A 17,122-nucleotide genomic window follows, 5' to 3' on the forward strand; every position below is an offset into this window, starting at 1 on the left:
AAGGCCACTGCACATCCGATCTGTACGGCGCGGCTTTCATCCGCCAGAATGCCCTGAAGGCAAACTTCAGGGCATTCTGCATGACTGGTCATCCGTTTCCTGCGCTCCCCAGACGTTCGTTTCTCGCCAATCTCTTTGGTCTCGGGGTTGTGTCGTCGGTTGGTCCGGCCTTTGCGGCGGCGGGAAAACCAGCCTGGCCTCCCATCGATGCGACATTCCTGTTCACGGCCGACGTTCATACCTGCCTCATCTCTGGCGGTACGCTCAGCCCGAACTGCGCGGCGGAAGGCAAGACCGACGCCAATCTTTTACGGCATGTGGCGGCGCTGAATCGCATCACGGAGTTTAGCTGGCCAACGGAGATTGGCGGCGTCGCGACCGGGCTTGCCGGGGCAGGCAAGAAAATCGCCAAGCCGCTCGGCCTGGTGATCGGCGGCGACATGACGGATGATGGCGGGGGGCAAGTCAAGGTTCCTGGCGAAGGCCACCAACTGCTGCAATTTTCAAGCCGCTATCAGGAAGGCACCGGGCCGGACCGGGTGCATTTCCCCGTTTATAACGGCCTTGGCAATCATGATCTCGACCAGGATGGAGCGCCGCCGCATATCGACTGGTATCGCCGTGAACTGCGCGACTATGTCGAGCTTAATCATCGCCCGACGGTGTTCTACAAGCCACCGGTGGCCGTCGCCAATTACGACATCGATTCCGACAATTACTCCTGGGACTGGGGCGGCCTGCATCTGGTGCAGCTGCAGCGTTTCGGTGGCGATACCAGCAAAGGAGCAATCAGCGGGCTGGACTGGCTGAAACAGGACCTCGCCAATGCGGCTGCTGATGGCCGGCCGGTCGTCGTGTTTCAACATTACGGCTGGGATACTTTCTCGCTGGAGAAATGGGACCCTGCAAAGATGACCTTCGATGATGAAGGCTCCGGTCACGCGCACTGGTGGGATGACGATGATCGCGCCGCACTGCTTTCGGTCTTGAAAGGCTATAATGTCGTTGGCCTGTTTCATGGCCACGAACACGATACGCCGATGATCTATAAAGAGGGCAGTCTTGATCTGTTCAAGCCAATTGCCACCTTCAAGGGTGGCTTTGCTGTGGTGCATATCACCAATCAATACATGGACGTAGCCCTCGCGCAGGCTGACGGCACGGATGGCGGCGTGACGTTTCAGAAGGCTTTCAGCAAGCGTTTCGGGTGATCTGCGATTGATGGCGATTGCCCGGAAATGGCTCGGCCGCCATTTTCTGATTTACGTACATCAAATTTTCCTCTAAGGCTCGTTGCCGGAGGAAACATGCGCCCGACAGTTCACGATATTGCCGCTGCGGCAGGGGTCAGCCTTGCGACCGTCGACCGCGTTTTGAACCAGCGCGCCGGTGTCCGCGCCGTCACGCGCGAAAAGGTTGAACAGGCGATCGAGCGCATCGGCTATGTCCGCGACGTTGCCGCCGCCAACCTTGCCAAGAGCCGCGTCTATCCTCTCGTCTTCATTCTACCGTCCGGGGACAATTCGTTCATGCGCGGCCTTGAGGCGCAGGTGCAAGCCGCGATCGGCCGTTCGGCTGTTGAGCGCACAGGCATTTCCATCGTCACTGTCCCCGCGTTTAATGCCGAGGCTTTGGTGGCAGCGCTGGATGAGGCGCGGGCGGGATCTCCCGCGGGCGTCGCGGTTGTGGCGATCGATTCTCCCGATGTCATCGCTGCCGTCGACCGCCTGCGGGCTGATCACATCCCCGTCGTGACGCTTGTTTCCGATCTGGCCGGTTCGAAGCGCGATCATTTCGCTGGCGTCGATAATATCGCCGCAGGGCGCACGGCGGCCAGCCTGATGGGGCGATTTCTCGGCGGCCGCTCCGGACCGGTGGCGGTGCTGGCCGGTTCGATGCTGGTGCGCGACCATCGCGAACGGCTTGACGGCTTTCGCGCCGTGATGACGGAGAATTTTCCCGGGCATGTCTTGCTGCCTGTCATCGAAGGACAGGACGATCCCGCCTTTGTCGAGAAGCTTGTCGGCGAAGCCCTTGCCGCATCGCCGGGAATTACCGGTATCTACAGCCTCGGCGCCGGTAATCGCGGCCTGATCGCCGCCTTGAAGCGTCGGGTGAACGCCGCCCCGGTCTGTGTGATCGCCCATGAACTGACACAGCACACGCGGGCAGCGTTGAACGACGGATTGATCGATGTGGTCCTCAATCAGGACGCGGGGCACGAGGTACGCAGCGCCATTCGCGTATTGAAAGCCAAGGCCGATGGCGTCGCCGTTATCGGTGCGCAGGAGCGCATCCGTCTCGACATTTTCCTCAAGGATAACCTGCCGTTTGAGCAGGACAGCAACCAGGCGCCCGCTGAGGGCAGGCAAGATTAGGGAGATCATCATGTATCTTGGCATCGACCTCGGTACGTCCGGGGTGAAGGCATTGCTGATCGACGGCGGCCAGCGGATCATCGGTTCCGCATCGGGAGCAATGGACGTATCGCGGCCGCATCCAGGCTGGTCGGAACAGGACCCTGCCGATTGGATCCGCGCCACGGAAGAGGCGATCGCCGGGTTGAAAGCCGCTCATCCCAAGGAATTGGCCGCCGTCAAGGGGATCGGGCTCTCCGGTCACATGCACGGCGCGACGCTTTTGGATGACAACGACAAGGTGCTGCGCCCCTGCATTCTCTGGAACGATACGCGCAGCCACAAGCAGGCCTTGGCGCTGGACGCCGATCCGCAGTTCCGGGCGTTGACCGGCAATATTGTCTTTCCAGGTTTTACAGCCCCGAAACTCGCCTGGGTGGCTGAAAACGAACCCGATATTTTCGAGAAGGTCGATTGGGTCCTGCTGCCCAAGGATTATCTTCGCCTGTGGCTGACCGGTGAGCATATTTCCGAAATGTCAGATTCGGCCGGGACCTCCTGGCTCGACACCGGCAAACGTGCATGGTCGGAAAGCCTGCTCGATGCGACGGGGCTCACCGAAAGCCATATGCCGTCCTTGATCGAAGGCACGGAACAGGGCGGGACGCTCAAGGCTGATCTTGCTGCCAAATGGGGCATGGGCGCCGGCGTTATCGTTGCCGGCGGGGCAGGCGATAATGCCGCCTCCGCCTGTGGCATGGGCACCGTTGGTGAAGGCCATGCCTTCGTCTCGCTCGGCACCTCCGGCGTGCTGTTTGCTGCCAATGCCAGCTATCTGCCCAATCCGGCCAGCGCGGTTCACGCATTCTGCCATGCACTACCCAACACCTGGCATCAGATGGGCGTCATCCTTTCGGCGACCGATGCGCTCAACTGGCATTCTGAGATCACCGGCAAGAGCGCCGCCGACCTGACGGCTGAGCTGGGCGACAGCCTCAACGCGCCGTCCGGGGTGACTTTCCTGCCTTATCTCTCCGGTGAACGCACACCGTACAATGACGCTTCTATCCGTGGTGTCTTCGCTGGACTTGGCCATAAAAGCAGCCGGGTGGCGCTGACGCAGGCCGTTCTCGAAGGCGTGTCCTTCGCGCTCCGTGATAGCCTCGAGGCATTGCGGGTTGCAGGCACGACACTCTCCCGCGTCACGGCCATCGGTGGCGGTTCGCGCTCGCGCTACTGGCTGAAATCGATTGCGACGGCTCTCAACCTGCCGGTCGATGTGCCTGCCGACGGCGATTTCGGGGCTGCATTCGGCGCCGCCCGTCTGGGCCTCGTTGCCGCGACAAAGGCTGATCCGCTGTCGGTCTTCACCGCCCCGGCAACCGCCGAAACCATTCAGCCCGACGCGGCGCTGCACGGCGCCTATGCGGAAGCCTATCAGCGCTATCGCCGCCTCTATCCTGCGATCCGCTCCGCCTACTGATTCCAACCAGCATTTCGAACACCAAGAGGAAACACCCATGAGTACAGGTTTTTTCGGCGACATCGCCAAGATCAAATATGAAGGCCCCGACAGCACCAATCCGCTGGCCTTCCGCCATTACAATCCGGACGAAATCGTTCTGGGCAAGCGCATGGAAGACCATCTGCGCTTTGCCGTTGCCTATTGGCACACCTTCGTCTGGCCGGGCGGTGACCCCTTTGGTGGCCAGACATTCGAGCGCCCCTGGTTCGAAGACAGCATGAAGGCAGCCAAGCTGAAGGCCGATGTTGCTTTCGAATTCTTCTCGCTGCTCGGGACACCCTTCTATTGCTTCCATGACGCCGACGTGCGCCCGGAAGGCAAGAATTTTGCCGAGAATACCAAGAACCTCAACGAAATCGTCGATTATTTCGCCAGGAAGCAGTCCGACACCGGCGTCAAGCTGCTCTGGGGCACGGCAAACCTGTTTTCCAACCGCCGTTACATGTCGGGCGCTGCCACCAACCCGGATCCGGATGTCTTTGCCTTTGCCGCGGCGACCGTAAAGACCTGCATGGACGCAACGCTGAAGCTCGGCGGCGACAACTATGTCCTGTGGGGCGGTCGCGAAGGCTACGAGACCCTGCTCAACACCAACCTGAAGCAGGAACTCGACCAGCTTGGCCGCTTCGTCAACATGGTTGTCGAGTACAAGCACAAGATCGGCTTCAAGGGCGCCATCCTGATCGAGCCGAAGCCGCAGGAGCCAACCAAGCACCAGTACGATTACGACGTCGCCACAGTCTACGGCTTCCTCAAGTCCTACGGTCTTGAAAACGAGGTCAAGGTCAATATCGAGCAGGGCCACGCGATCCTCGCCGGCCATTCGTTCGAGCATGAACTGGCGCTTGCCAACGCCTATGGTATTTTCGGTTCGATCGACATGAATCGCAACGATTACCAGTCCGGCTGGGATACCGACCAGTTCCCCAACAACGTTCCGGAAATGGCGCTGGCCTATTATCAGGTCCTGTCCGGCGGCGGCTTCAAGACCGGTGGTACCAACTTCGATTCGAAGCTGCGCCGCCAGTCGATCGATCCGGAAGACCTGCTGATCGGCCACATCGGCGGTATGGATTGCTGCGCCCGGGGCCTGCGCGCTGCCGCCAAGATGGTCGAGGACAAGGCACTCTCCGGTCCGCTCGACGCTCGCTATGCCGGCTGGAAATCGGCCGAAGGCCAGAAGCGCCTGACCAGCATGTCGCTGGAAGAGATTACGGCCTATGTCGAAAAGACAGATCTCAATCCGCAGCCGAAGTCCGGCAAGCAGGAACTGCTCGAAAACGTCGTCAACCGTTACGTCTGATCGTCTTTCCAAGTTAAATTCATGATCAGTCAAAGGGGCGCCACCGGCGCCCCTTTTTGCATGAAATGCTGTTTTGGTTGTTTGAAACAACCCCGGTCACTTTGTCGCATTTTTGAGAAAATATGGGCGAAGACAGGGTCTTAGGGCGGTTTGGCATCAACAGTAACCAGCGCTCTTAAAGGCATTCTTAACTATGCCGGCCTAGTTCTGTCTTCACGCTTTGGACCACCCTGCCGGCATGACGCCGATTGCGCAGCGCGCATGCCTTTCCCCGTTTTGATTTTAGGATGCTCCATTATGTCTGCGCCCGTTTCCGCGACCAAACACCTGAATGAACGTCTCGATTTTGTCGGGCTCGTTGGCGAAGAACGCGCTGCCCTGGTCCGGGCAAGGCCGGCCATTTCGGCCTCCCTGGATGCTGCGCTTGACAAATTCTATGCCAAGGCGACGGCGGTGCCGGAAACAGCGAAATTCTTCGCCAGCGAAGCGCATGTCAAAAGCGCCAAGTCGCGGCAGGTTCGCCACTGGGATCAGATCGCCTCCGGTGAGTTCGATGATAAATATGTCGAGGCTGTCACCGCGATTGGCAAGACCCATGCCCGCCTCGGCCTGGAGCCGCGCTGGTACATCGGCGGCTATGCGCTGATCATGGAATCGATCATCAAGGCGGTTGTTGAAAAGCACCTTGAAGGCTTTCTCTACAAGAAGAAGGCCAAGGATATCAGCATCGAAGTGACGGCGATCATGAAAGCCGCCTTTGTCGATATGGACTATGCCATCTCGGTCTATCTCGATGCCCTGCAGGAGCAGCGGGCAATCGGGGATGCCGAGCGGAAAACACACTCGGTACAGCAGGACGAGGCTCTTTCGGCGCTCGACCGCTCGCTGACAGGACTTGCCAATGGCGACCTGACCGCCAAGCTCAGCGCGGCGCTTGCGCCGCAGTTCGACGGTTTAAAAACCAATTTCAACTCTGCGCTTGGAACGCTCGACAAGGCGCTCGGCTCTATCGTTTTGGCCGCCGACGAAACCTCCGGCAATGCGGGCGAACTGGTGACCGCCGTCGATGATATGGCCCGCCGCACCGAACAGCAGGCGGCCTCGCTGGAACAGACTGCTGCAGCGCTGGAAGAGATCACCACGATCTCCAAGGAAGCGGCGATCCGCACCGAAGAGGCCCGCCGTGTCGTCGGTAACGCCACCGAAGAGGCGCGCAAATCGGGGCAAGTCGTCCAGCAGGCCGTATCGGCGATGAGCGCGATCGAGGAATCGTCCCAGAAGATCACCCAGATCATCGGCGTCATCGACCAGATCTCGTTCCAGACCAATCTGCTTGCATTGAACGCCGGCGTTGAAGCGGCCCGCGCCGGGGATGCGGGCAAGGGGTTTGCTGTCGTGGCGCAGGAAGTGCGTGAACTCGCACAAAAGTCCACCGATGCGGCAAAGCAGATCAAGGGCCTGATCGACAAGTCGTTCGAGGACGTGCTGACCGGCGTTTCCCTCGTCAACCAGACTGGCGAGGCTCTGCGGACGATTGGCGAACAGGTCATGCATATCAACGGTCATATCGATGCCATCGCCGGTTCAGCGCGGGAGCAGGCGATCGGCATTACCGAAATCAACACGGCGGTGACGGGCATGGACCAAATGACCCAGCAAAATGCCGCCATGGTCGAGCAGACCAATGCGGCAACCCATAATCTGATGCGCGTCAGCACGACGCTGAAGGACCTGGCCAACCAGTTCACGGTGTCAAACCGGCGGCATATTGAAGTCGTGTCGCGCCGCGCGCCTGAGAAGCGTTACGCCTGATCACCGAACATCTGTTTGATGAATGGAGCGCTGGCCGGAAGGCTCAGCGCTTCGCCCATTTGAGCGACGGGGCGGCAACCGAGTTGCGGACCACCAGATCGGGACGGAGCAGGATTTCCGTTTCCGGCGGCTTTCCGTCGGACAAAAGATCCAGCAATAGCGCCATCGCATGTTTGCCGATTGCGGTTCGCGGCTGGCGGATGGTCGTCAGTGCCGGTGACATGAAGCTTGCCTGTGGCACGTCGTCAAAACCGGTCACGGAAAAATCGCGCGGAATATCGTAACCGCGGGCGCCAAGGCCAATCATCACGCCGATTGCCGTCTGGTCGTTAACGCACATGAAGGCTGTTGGCAGCGTGTCGCGCATGAACAATTGTTCGACGGCAAGCCGCCCGCTTTCGATCGTGCCGTCGCCTTCAAAAACGATACGCTGATCGGCGCTGACATTGGCGGCATCCAGCCCGGCCTCATATCCGCTGCGCCGCCGGCTATAGGCCAGCCGGGTGCGGGAATCACCGATAAAGGCCACCTTGCGATGACCTTCGGCGATCAGCAGGTCGATTACCTTGCGGGCGCCCTCGGTATCATCGACGCCGACATAAGGAATGCCGCCATTGAAAACCGGTTCGAAAACACCGACGCTGGGCGGCAGCCGTGCAGTCATCGACTGATGGCCAAAAGGCAGGATGCCGGTAAACAGGATCAATCCGGCGGCTTGGTTGGAATTCAGGAACTTCAGATATTCCAGCCCGCGCTGGGCGTCGTTCTGCGTATGGCCGATCAGCACGCCGTAACCATGCGAGCGCGCTTCGTTTTCCAGGCCGACGAGAATGTTGGAAAAATTCGGGTCGCCGATATCGGGCGCCACCACCAGAATCATATTGGAACGGCCAAGCCGCAGGCTGCGGGCCATGGCGTTGGTCGTGTAGCCGGTGATGGCGATTGCCTGGCTGACCTTGAGCCGCGTCGAATTGGCGACTTTCTCTGGCATATGGATGGCGCGCGACACGGTCGCAATCGACACTTCCGCGATCCGGGCGACGTCTTCGATGGTTGCCGGCGTGGAATTCGACACTGCGCTCTGCCTTGGTTTTAGTCTCGGCGGGACACTACACAGACTTGCCCGGAGGTCAAAGCCTGCACGAAGAATTTCTCGGTTATGCCCTGATGTAAACCTTTACATGATCTATGTAAAGGTTTACATCATGCTCAAGCGGATGGGAGCCGCAGGGAGGATTTCATGAGTTCGCAGACCAGCGGCGCCGGTGATGGCGCGATCGTGTTGTCCGCACGGCGCATCAGCAAGTCGTTTAACGGCGTGCAGGTCCTGTTCGGTGTCGACTTCGATCTGCGTGCTGGCGAAATCCATGCCTTGATGGGGGAAAACGGTGCTGGAAAATCCACGCTCGTCAAGATTCTTTCCGGTTTCGAGCAGCCCACCTCCGGCGACATCATCCTCGATGGACATTCCGTCAAGCTGCCGCCGAACGGTGCCGCCGAAGCGCTCGGCATTGTCATCATTCACCAGGAATTCAATCTCGCCGAACATCTGACCGTCACTGAGAGCCTGTTTCTCGGCCGCGAAGTCACGCGTTTCGGCGTGCTCGATCGCAAGTTCATGCGGTCCGAAACGCGCCGCGTGCTTGATCTGCTCGGATCGCATGTCGATGAGAATGCGATGATCAGTTCGCTGTCGATTGCCGACAAACAGATGGTCGAGATCGCCAAGGCGATCAGCCGCGATGCCCGCGTCGTCTTCATGGATGAGCCGACCGCCGTGCTTTCCCGCGAGGAAACCAATTTCCTGTTCAAGCAGGTGCGCAAGCTGCGCGATCAGGGGACGAGTTTCGTCTTCGTCTCGCACAAGCTGGACGAGGTCATGGAGCTGACCGACCGGGTCACCGTGCTGCGTGACGGCCAGTGGATCAAGACGTCGCCGACATCCATTCTTGATGGGGAATCGATCGCGCAGCTGATGGTGGGGCGCGAGTTGTCGAAACTCTATCCGGCCAAGCGCGAGCCGAATGTTGACGAAGAGATCGTGTTGAGCGTCGACGCGGTGTCGACCGGCTACGTCAAAGATGTGAGTTTCGAGGTTCGCAAGGGCGAGATCCTCGGGTTTTCCGGCATGATCGGTTCCGGTCGCACGGAATTGATGGAGGCGATTGCGGGCTTGAGGTCGCGCGCCTCGGGTGAAGTGGTTATCCACGGCGAAGCGGTTCCATCAGGCGATGTGCATGCCGCCAACCGGCGCGGCCTTGCCTACATGACCAAGGATCGCAAGTCGAAGGGCTTGCTGCTCAATTCGCGGATGACCGCCAACCTGACGCTGCAGTCGCTCGAAAATCACGGCAAGCTCGGTTATCTCAGCCCCGCCAGCGAGGCGCAGGCGCTGGAGCGCGCGCGCCGCCGCTTCGATATCCGGGTACGCGATGGCAATGTGGTGGCTGGCCGCATGTCGGGCGGCAACCAGCAAAAGCTGCTGCTTGCCAAGGTCATGGAAACCGAGCCCGAGATCATCATCATCGACGAACCCACCCGCGGCATCGATGTCGGCACCAAGCAGCAGATCTATCACTTCATCTCGGCACTGGCGCGAGATGGCCGCTCGATCATCGTCGTCTCCTCGGAAATGCCGGAGGTGATCGGCCTTTGCACACGCGTCGCTGTCATGCGGGAAGGGCGGATCGTCGGCATGCTGGAAGGCGATGAAATCTCCGAGCAGGAGATCATGCGCTACGCGGCTGGACTGAAGAAAAAGGCCGCGGCCTGAACTGTTGTGGCGAAAGCGGCGCACTGAAAAACAAACCCCAGGGATAATGGGACGGGAGGTTGGAGTGGATACAAGCGTGAATGAGGAAACCCGGGACGTGCGGCGCCGGAGCTGGCGGGATATCGACCTTCGGGCGGTCGCGCCATTTGCGGCTTTGATACTGCTTCTCATCCTCGGGGCACTCGTCAATCCAAACTTCATCGGCTTGAACAATCTCGCCAATGTCGCCACCCGCAGTGCCTTCATCGCCATCATCGCGATTGGCGCAACGTTCGTTATTTCCTCCGGCGATCTCGATTTGTCCGTCGGCGCGATGGTGGCCTTCGTCGCGAGTCTGATGATCCTGTTCATGAACTCCGGCGTCATCGCCGACCCGGCCCTGATGCTGACGGCGGCAGTGCTGTTCGCGGTTGTCGCAGGGTCCCTGTGTGGCTTGGCAAACGGCCTGATCACCACGGTCGGCCGGATCGAGCCATTCATCGCAACGCTTGGCACCATGGGCATCTACCGCGGACTGACGACGTGGCTGTCGCAGGGCGGTGCGATCACGCTCAAGGATCCGGCCCTCCAGGAAATATACCGCCCCGCCTATTTCGGCTCGATCCTCGGTGTCCCGGTGCCGATTGTGGTAATTCTGGCGGTGACCTGCATTGCGGCTTTCATTCTCTATCGCACCCGTTATGGCCGCCATGTCGTTGCCGTTGGCTCGAACGCCGATGTTGCCCGCTATTCCGGCATTCCGGTCAACCGGGTTCGCACCATCGCCTTCGTCATCCAGGGGCTTTGCGTGGCGATTGCGGTTCTTCTTTATGTGCCGCGCCTCGGCTCCACGTCGGCGACGACCGGCATCCTGTGGGAACTCCAGGCGATCACCGCTGTCGTCGTCGGCGGAACGGCGCTGAAGGGTGGCGCGGGCCGGGTCTGGGGGACGATCTGTGGTGCCTTCATTCTGGAACTCGTTGGCAACATCATGCTGCTTTCCAATTTCATCAGCGAATATCTGATCGGGGCCATCCAGGGCACGATCATCATCGTTGCGATGCTCGTCCAGCGTTCGCTGGTTCGGAAATCGTGAAGGACCGGGTTCAGGGGGTCGCCCGGTCAGGACTGTCAGACCCGCATTCACTAGGGAGAGAGAAACATGCGTAAAGGACTATTGGGCGCAGCAGCCGTCGCCGTCATGGCGCTGACCAGCGTTGCCCACGCGCAAGAGGAAAAGAAGGTCACGATCGGCGTTTCGATCCCGGCCGCCGACCATGGCTGGACTTCGGGTGTCGTGTTCCACGCCGAACGTGTCGCCAAGCTCTTGATGTCACAGCATCCGGGCCTCAACGTCATCGTCAAGACGTCGCCGGATCCGGCAAGCCAGGCCAATGCCGTGCAGGACCTTGAAACTCAGGGCATCGACGCACTGGTCATCCTGCCGTCCGATCCGGATCCGCTGGTCAACGCCATCAAGGAAGTCAAGGGCAAGGGCACGTTCGTCGCCATCGTCGACCGTGCACCGTCCGTCAACGACAACTCGGTCCGCGACCTCTATGTCGCCGGTAACAACCCGGCGCTCGGCCAGACGGCCGGCGAATATATCAAGGCAACCACGCCGGACGCTGAAGTCGTCATCATCCGCGGCCTGCCGATCCCGATCGACCAGCAGCGTCAGGATGGCTTCGACAAGGGTATCGAAGGCTCCAACGTCAAGGTTCTCGACCGCCAGTTCGGCAACTGGAACCGCGACGACGCCTTCAAGGTCATGCAGGACTATCTGACCAAGTACCCGAAGATCGACGTGGTCTGGTGCCAGGACGACGATATGGCTGTCGGCGTGCTGCAGGCCATCGAGCAAGCCAAGCGCACCGACATCCAGTATGTCGTGGCCGGTGCCGGTTCGAAGGACATGATCAAGAAGGTCATGGACGGCGACAAGATGATCCCGGTCGACGTGCTTTATCCGCCGGCAATGGTTGGTACCGCGCTCGAAATGACCGTTGCCAATTTCTATGGCCAGGTTCCGGTTCGCGGCGTCTACACCATCGACGCAACGCTCGTGACCAAGGACAATGCCAAGGACTTCTATTTCCCCGATTCACCGTTCTGATCGGTTAAGCCAACGACCGGGCGCCCGCGAAAACGGGCGCCTATTTTTATGATGGGACATTGTTCGGACTGTCTCACCGGATTTTTGCGGCACGTACCTCTTGCCGCCACGCAAAGTCCGTGATTAGGTTCCGGCGCACTGGAATTCTCGCCATCGCCGCCAACTGGCTTTATCGGAAAGAGGCGCCTTGCCCTCTATAAATGGCGTGTTAAACACTACGGAAACGTTTACGGTCGATAATCAGGGAGGAATCTGACATGAAGACCATCAAAGGCCCCGCGCTTTTCCTTGGCCAATTTGCGGGTGATGCCGCTCCCTTTAATTCATGGGATTCGATCACCAAATGGGCGGCCGATTGCGGCTATATCGGCGTTCAGGTTCCAACCTGGGCCAGCCAGTTGATCGACCTGAAAAAGGCAGCATCATCGAAGGATTATTGTGACGAGTTTGCCGGCAAAGCGCGCGAGAACGGCGTCGAGGTGACCGAGCTTTCAACCCACCTTCAAGGTCAGCTGGTCGCGGTCAATCCGGTCTATGACGAAGCCTTCGACGGTTTTGCTGTGCCTGAAGTGCGCGGAAATCCGAAGGCCCGTCAGGCATGGGCTGTCGAACAGGTCAAGATGGCGCTGACGGCGTCGAAGCATCTCGGCATCAAGGCACATGCGACTTTTTCCGGCGCGCTCGCGTGGCCGTTCATGTATCCGTGGCCGCAGCGTCCGGCCGGTCTGGTGGAAACCGCTTTCGATGAGCTGGCCCGCCGCTGGAAGCCGATCCTTGACCACGCCGACGAGTGTGGCGTCGATATCGCCTATGAGATCCATCCCGGCGAAGATCTGCATGACGGCATCACCTTCGAGATGTTCCTCGAGCGCGTCGGCAACCATCCGCGCGCCAACATGCTCTATGATCCCTCGCACTACATTCTTCAGTGCCTGGATTATCTCGACAACATCGATATCTATCACGAGCGCATCAAGATGTTTCACGTCAAGGATGCCGAGTTCAATCCAACCGGACGCCAGGGCGTCTATGGTGGCTATCAGGGCTGGGTCAACCGGGCGGGACGGTTCCGCTCGCCGGGTGACGGTCAGGTCGATTTCGGTGCGGTGTTCTCCAAGCTCACGGCCAATGATTTCGACGGCTGGGCAGTCGTCGAATGGGAGTGCGCGCTGAAGCATCCTGAAGACGGTGCCCGCGAAGGCGCGGAATTCGTCAAACACCACATCATCCGCGTCACCGAAAAAGCCTTCGATGATTTTGCCGACAGTGGGGCAGACGACGCGGCCAACCGGCGTATGCTGGGGCTTTAAAGCCTCTTCTCCCCCTCGGGGAGAAGGTGGCCCGAAGGGCCGGATGAGGGGGCGGCTGGCTCGATACGTGACGCGTGCCCCCCTCATCGCCTCGCATGCGCTCGGCACTTCTCCCCGTGGGGGAGAAGAGGTCGCCACCCTCGGTGGGGGAGAAAAATTCTCCACCAACATAAAACACAATTGAGGAGACACTCTATGGCAATCGAAGGAACCACTGAGGTTCGCGAAAAACGCATCCGTCTCGGCATGGTCGGCGGCGGGTCTGGTGCGTTTATTGGCGCCGTCCACCGCATGGCTGCGCGGCTTGACGATCAATTCGAGCTGGTCGCCGGCGCGCTGTCGTCGACACCGGAAAAGGCGAAGAATTCGGGTGCCGAACTCGGTCTTGACCCGGCACGCAGCTATTCCGATTTCAAGGAAATGGCGATCCGCGAAGCCAAGCTGAAGAACGGTATCGAGGCCGTCGCTATTGTTACGCCGAACCACGTGCATTACGAGGCCGCCCGCGAATTCCTCAAGCGCGGTATTCATGTGATCTGCGACAAGCCGCTGACCTCGACGCTGGCAGACGCCAGGAAGCTGAAGAAGCTGGCGGATGAGAGCGACGCGCTGTTCGTCCTCACCCACAATTACACCGGTTATCCGATGGTCCGCCAGGCTCGCGAGATGATCGAGAATGGCGATATCGGTGCCGTCCGGCTGGTGCAGATGGAGTATCCGCAGGATTGGCTGACGGAGAATATCGAACAGTCCGGCCAGAAGCAGGCCGCATGGCGCACCGATCCGTCAAAGTCGGGCGCGGGTGGTTCCACCGGCGATATCGGCACCCATGCTTATAATCTCGGCGCTTTCGTTTCGGGTCTTGAGCTGGAAGAGCTGGCCGCCGATCTCGACAGCTTCGTCGAGGGCCGGGCGCTGGATGACAATGCCCATGTGATGATGCGTTTCAAGGCAAAGAACGGCCAGCGCGCCAAGGGCATGCTGTGGTGCAGCCAGGTTGCCCCCGGCCACGAGAACGGCCTGATGGTCCGTGTTTATGGCACCAAGGGTGGTCTGGAATGGACGCAGAAGGACCCGAACTATCTCTGGTACACGCCGTTCGGTGAACCCAAGCGCCTGATCACCCGCGCCGGTGCGGGCTCAGGCCCGGCCGCGGCCCGTGTCTCCCGCATTCCGTCCGGCCATCCGGAAGGCTATCTCGAAGGCTTCGCCAATATCTACACCGAAGCCGCCCGCGCCATCTTTGCCAAGCGCAAGGGTGTGGCGGTCGATCCGGCCGTTGTCTATCCGACGATCGATGATGGCATGAAGGGCATGGTGTTTGTCGATGCCTGCGTGCAATCGTCGAAGCGCAACGGCGCCTGGATCAAGGTCTGATCGATCCCAGATACGTGCTCTCATTCACTCCGCTCCGAAAGGGCGGGGTGATATCGTCCCTAGGCGATTCTGTGGTTGACTTTTGGTCATTCCGAGTTACTGCAACGTTTCAGATTTCCTGATGGGCGTGGAGCGAATTTGATCGTTTGCCGCGCAATCCGATGAGGGCGATGATGATCGAAGCAAAGAAACTGGCCGAACGCTTCCCCGGCGATTTCATTTTTGGTGTGGCGACCGCCTCGTTCCAGATCGAAGGGGCAACCAAGACCGATGGGCGCAAGCCGTCGATCTGGGATGCGTTTTCCAACATGCCGGGCCGGGTCTATCAGGGGCACAACGGCGATGTCGCTTGTGATCATTACAACCGGCTGGATGAGGACCTTGACCTGATCCAGAGCCTTGGTGTCGAAGCCTATCGCTTCTCGATTGCCTGGCCGCGGATCATTCCGGAGGGCACCGGGCCGGTCAATGAAAAGGGGCTGGATTTCTACGATCGCCTTGTCGATGGCCTGAAGCAGCGCAACATCAAGGCCTTTGCGACGCTGTATCATTGGGACCTGCCGCTGGCGCTGATGGGCGACGGCGGCTGGACGGCGCGCACGACCGCATATGCCTACCAGCGCTACGCCAAAACCGTCATCGCCCGCCTCGGTGATCGTCTCGATGCTGTTGCGACGTTCAACGAGCCTTGGTGCTCCGTCTGGCTCAGCCATCTCTACGGCATTCACGCCCCGGGTGAGCGCAATATGGATGCGGCCCTGCATGCGCTGCATTTCACCAACCTCGCCCATGGTCTTGGCGTTGTCACCGTTCGCGAACTTCAGCCGAACCTGCCGGTCGGCATCGTCATCAACCCGATGCATGTCTATCCCGGTAGCGACAGCGCCGAGGACAAGGCGGCGGCTGAGCGGGCCTTTGATTTCCACAACGGTGTCTTCTTCGGCCCGATCTTCAAGGGTGAATATCCTCAAAGCTTCCTGTCGGCGCTTGGCCATCGCATGCCCGCCATCGAGGATGGCGATATGGCGACGATCAGCCAGAAAACCGACTGGTGGGGCGTCAACTACTACACGCCGATGCGCGTTTCGCATGATCCGGCCGAAGGCTCCGAATTCCCGGCGACGGTGAACGCCAAGCCGGTCAACGACGTGAAGACCGATATCGGCTGGGAGATCTTTCCGCAGGCGCTGGGTGATCTCATCCGCGCGGTCAATGACCGCTACGCGCTGCCGGATTGTTATATCACCGAGAACGGGGCGGCCTACAATATGGGCGTCGAAAACGGCGTGGTCGATGATCAGCCGCGGCTCGATTACATCGCCGAGCATCTTGCCGTCACGGCAGATTTGATCCGGGAAGGTTATCCGATGAAAGGCTATTTTGCCTGGAGCCTGATGGATAATTTCGAGTGGGCGGAAGGCTACAAGATGCGCTTCGGCATCGTTCATGTCGATTACGACACCCAGGTCCGCACCATCAAGAAAAGCGGTCATTGGTACAAGGAACTGGCCGAACAGTTTCCGAAGGGCAATCACAAGCCCGGTTGAGGCGAAACAGCTGCATCACTGTAAAAGCGGCGATGCAGCAAAGGGCCGTCAGCTTCCGAGGTGCCGCTCGCCGCGTTTCTTTGCCAGCTCCATCTGCCGCTGCCGCTGGCGGTAACGCTGGCGGTCTTCCTCGCTGCGGGTATCATGACAGTGGACGCAGGTGACGCCATGCTCGTGATGGGGTGACAGAAGGTCCTGCGGGGTCAGCGGCTGGCGGCAGGCGTGGCAGAGCGTGTGCTCGCCTTCCTTCAGGCCATGCGTCACCGAGACGCGGTCGTCAAAGACGAAGCAGGCGCCATCCCAGAGGCTTTCCTCTTCCGGCATGTCTTCCAGATATTTCAGGATGCCGCCCTTGAGGTGGTAGACCTCGTCAAAGCCCTGTTCCTTCATGAAGGCTGTCGCCTTCTCGCAGCGGATGCCGCCGGTGCAGTACATGGCGATCTTCGGCTTTGCGGCGAGATCGGCATTGTTCTTCACCCAGTCAGGGAACTCACGGAAGCTTTTGGTGTTGGGATCAACCGCGCCACGGAACATGCCGATGGCCGTCTCGTAGTCGTTGCGGGTATCGATCACGATCGTATCGGGATCGGAAATCAGTGCGTTCCAGTCCTTCGGTGCCACATAGGTGCCGACGATCTTGTTGGGGTCGATATCCTCGACGCCCATGGTGACGATTTCTTTTTTCAGCCGCGCCTTCATCCGCAGGAACGGCATGGACGACGCCCAGCTTTCCTTATGCTCGAGACTGACGAATTCCGGCTGGGCGCGCAGGAAGGCAAGCACAGTCCGGATCCCGTCTGCCGGCCCGGCAATCGTGCCGTTAATGCCCTCATGTGCGAGCAGCAGCGTGCCCTTGACACCATGGGCGTCGCAGATCGCCTGCAGCGGTTCGCGAAAGTCGGCGAAGCGTTCGAATGCGGCGAAATGATAAAGCGCTGCCACCAGAAACTGGCCATTGGCTTCCGGGCGAGGGGTGTGGATCGTGTCTGTCATGCGGCGTGAAATACAGCTTTCCGGCCGCGC

The 17,122-nt window shown here is 59.8% G+C and carries 13 protein-coding genes; 11 read left to right on the top strand and 2 right to left on the bottom strand.

Features of this window, described 5'->3' with window-relative positions:
• The first annotated feature begins 80 nt into the window (after positions 1-80).
• From ACSQ3J_RS25120 to ACSQ3J_RS25140, 5 genes are all read left to right on the top strand, one after another.
• Entirely contained in the window at positions 81-1,211 is a 1,131-nt protein-coding gene (locus ACSQ3J_RS25120; RefSeq protein WP_436040560.1) for a metallophosphoesterase, read from the top strand.
• Positions 1,212-1,307: 96 nt separating this feature from the next.
• Positions 1,308-2,378 (top strand): LacI family DNA-binding transcriptional regulator, encoded by a 1,071-nt coding sequence (locus ACSQ3J_RS25125; RefSeq protein ID WP_436040561.1) that lies wholly within the window; start codon positions 1,308-1,310, stop codon positions 2,376-2,378.
• A gap of 10 nt (positions 2,379-2,388) precedes the next feature.
• Positions 2,389-3,840 (top strand): xylulokinase, encoded by a 1,452-nt coding sequence (xylB, locus tag ACSQ3J_RS25130; protein ID WP_436040562.1) that lies wholly within the window; start codon positions 2,389-2,391, stop codon positions 3,838-3,840.
• 37 nt (positions 3,841-3,877) lie between these two features.
• On the top strand, positions 3,878-5,185 hold the full coding sequence (xylA, locus tag ACSQ3J_RS25135) for a xylose isomerase (RefSeq protein WP_436040563.1): 1,308 nt from the start codon (positions 3,878-3,880) through the stop codon (positions 5,183-5,185).
• Positions 5,186-5,482: 297 nt separating this feature from the next.
• Entirely contained in the window at positions 5,483-6,997 is a 1,515-nt protein-coding gene (locus ACSQ3J_RS25140) for a methyl-accepting chemotaxis protein (RefSeq protein ID WP_060503033.1), read from the top strand.
• A gap of 43 nt (positions 6,998-7,040) precedes the next feature.
• Here ACSQ3J_RS25140 and ACSQ3J_RS25145 read toward each other — a convergent pair whose 3' ends face one another.
• The gene (locus ACSQ3J_RS25145) at positions 7,041-8,072 is read right to left on the bottom strand and encodes a LacI family DNA-binding transcriptional regulator (RefSeq protein ID WP_060503032.1); all 1,032 of its coding nucleotides are present in this window, start codon (positions 8,070-8,072) and stop codon (positions 7,041-7,043) included.
• A gap of 165 nt (positions 8,073-8,237) precedes the next feature.
• Between ACSQ3J_RS25145 and ACSQ3J_RS25150 the strand changes: the two genes are divergently transcribed.
• The 6 genes from ACSQ3J_RS25150 (at position 8,238) to ACSQ3J_RS25175 (ending at position 16,099) form a co-directional block, all read left to right on the top strand.
• Entirely contained in the window at positions 8,238-9,770 is a 1,533-nt protein-coding gene (locus tag ACSQ3J_RS25150; protein ID WP_060503031.1) for a sugar ABC transporter ATP-binding protein, read from the top strand.
• 46 nt (positions 9,771-9,816) lie between these two features.
• Positions 9,817-10,845, top strand: coding sequence for an ABC transporter permease (locus ACSQ3J_RS25155; RefSeq protein ID WP_060503030.1), 1,029 nt, complete (start codon positions 9,817-9,819; stop codon positions 10,843-10,845).
• A gap of 66 nt (positions 10,846-10,911) precedes the next feature.
• Positions 10,912-11,865 (top strand): substrate-binding domain-containing protein, encoded by a 954-nt coding sequence (locus ACSQ3J_RS25160; RefSeq protein ID WP_436040564.1) that lies wholly within the window; start codon positions 10,912-10,914, stop codon positions 11,863-11,865.
• A gap of 257 nt (positions 11,866-12,122) precedes the next feature.
• Positions 12,123-13,175 (top strand): sugar phosphate isomerase/epimerase family protein, encoded by a 1,053-nt coding sequence (locus ACSQ3J_RS25165; protein WP_436040565.1) that lies wholly within the window; start codon positions 12,123-12,125, stop codon positions 13,173-13,175.
• Between the two features lie 195 nt (positions 13,176-13,370).
• Positions 13,371-14,552, top strand: coding sequence for a Gfo/Idh/MocA family protein (locus tag ACSQ3J_RS25170; RefSeq protein WP_436040566.1), 1,182 nt, complete (start codon positions 13,371-13,373; stop codon positions 14,550-14,552).
• Positions 14,553-14,722: 170 nt separating this feature from the next.
• The gene (locus tag ACSQ3J_RS25175; RefSeq protein ID WP_436040567.1) at positions 14,723-16,099 is read left to right on the top strand and encodes a GH1 family beta-glucosidase; all 1,377 of its coding nucleotides are present in this window, start codon (positions 14,723-14,725) and stop codon (positions 16,097-16,099) included.
• Positions 16,100-16,147: 48 nt separating this feature from the next.
• Here the strand turns inward: ACSQ3J_RS25175 and trhO are convergent, their stop codons facing one another.
• A complete protein-coding gene (trhO, locus tag ACSQ3J_RS25180; protein WP_436040568.1) occupies positions 16,148-17,092 on the bottom strand; it encodes an oxygen-dependent tRNA uridine(34) hydroxylase TrhO in 945 nt (314 codons plus the stop codon).
• Between the last annotated feature and the right edge of the window lie 30 nt (positions 17,093-17,122).

The organism is Rhizobium sp. LjRoot98 (genome assembly GCF_964252935.1).
Taxonomy (GTDB): domain Bacteria; phylum Pseudomonadota; class Alphaproteobacteria; order Rhizobiales; family Rhizobiaceae; genus Pararhizobium.

Excerpts from the sequence above, each read along its gene's own strand:
- ACSQ3J_RS25120 (WP_436040560.1), top strand. The coding sequence starts at position 81 with ATGACTGGTCATCCGTTTCCTGCGCTCCCCAGACGTTCGTTTCTCGCC.
- ACSQ3J_RS25125 (WP_436040561.1), top strand. The coding sequence starts at position 1,308 with ATGCGCCCGACAGTTCACGATATTGCCGCTGCGGCAGGGGTCAGCCTT.
- xylB (WP_436040562.1), top strand. The coding sequence starts at position 2,389 with ATGTATCTTGGCATCGACCTCGGTACGTCCGGGGTGAAGGCATTGCTG.
- xylA (WP_436040563.1), top strand. The coding sequence starts at position 3,878 with ATGAGTACAGGTTTTTTCGGCGACATCGCCAAGATCAAATATGAAGGC.
- ACSQ3J_RS25140 (WP_060503033.1), top strand. The coding sequence starts at position 5,483 with ATGTCTGCGCCCGTTTCCGCGACCAAACACCTGAATGAACGTCTCGAT.
- ACSQ3J_RS25150 (WP_060503031.1), top strand. The coding sequence starts at position 8,238 with ATGAGTTCGCAGACCAGCGGCGCCGGTGATGGCGCGATCGTGTTGTCC.
- ACSQ3J_RS25155 (WP_060503030.1), top strand. The coding sequence starts at position 9,817 with ATGGGACGGGAGGTTGGAGTGGATACAAGCGTGAATGAGGAAACCCGG.
- ACSQ3J_RS25160 (WP_436040564.1), top strand. The coding sequence starts at position 10,912 with ATGCGTAAAGGACTATTGGGCGCAGCAGCCGTCGCCGTCATGGCGCTG.
- ACSQ3J_RS25165 (WP_436040565.1), top strand. The coding sequence starts at position 12,123 with ATGAAGACCATCAAAGGCCCCGCGCTTTTCCTTGGCCAATTTGCGGGT.
- ACSQ3J_RS25170 (WP_436040566.1), top strand. The coding sequence starts at position 13,371 with ATGGCAATCGAAGGAACCACTGAGGTTCGCGAAAAACGCATCCGTCTC.
- ACSQ3J_RS25175 (WP_436040567.1), top strand. The coding sequence starts at position 14,723 with ATGATGATCGAAGCAAAGAAACTGGCCGAACGCTTCCCCGGCGATTTC.
- trhO (WP_436040568.1), bottom strand. The coding sequence starts at position 17,092 with ATGACAGACACGATCCACACCCCTCGCCCGGAAGCCAATGGCCAGTTT.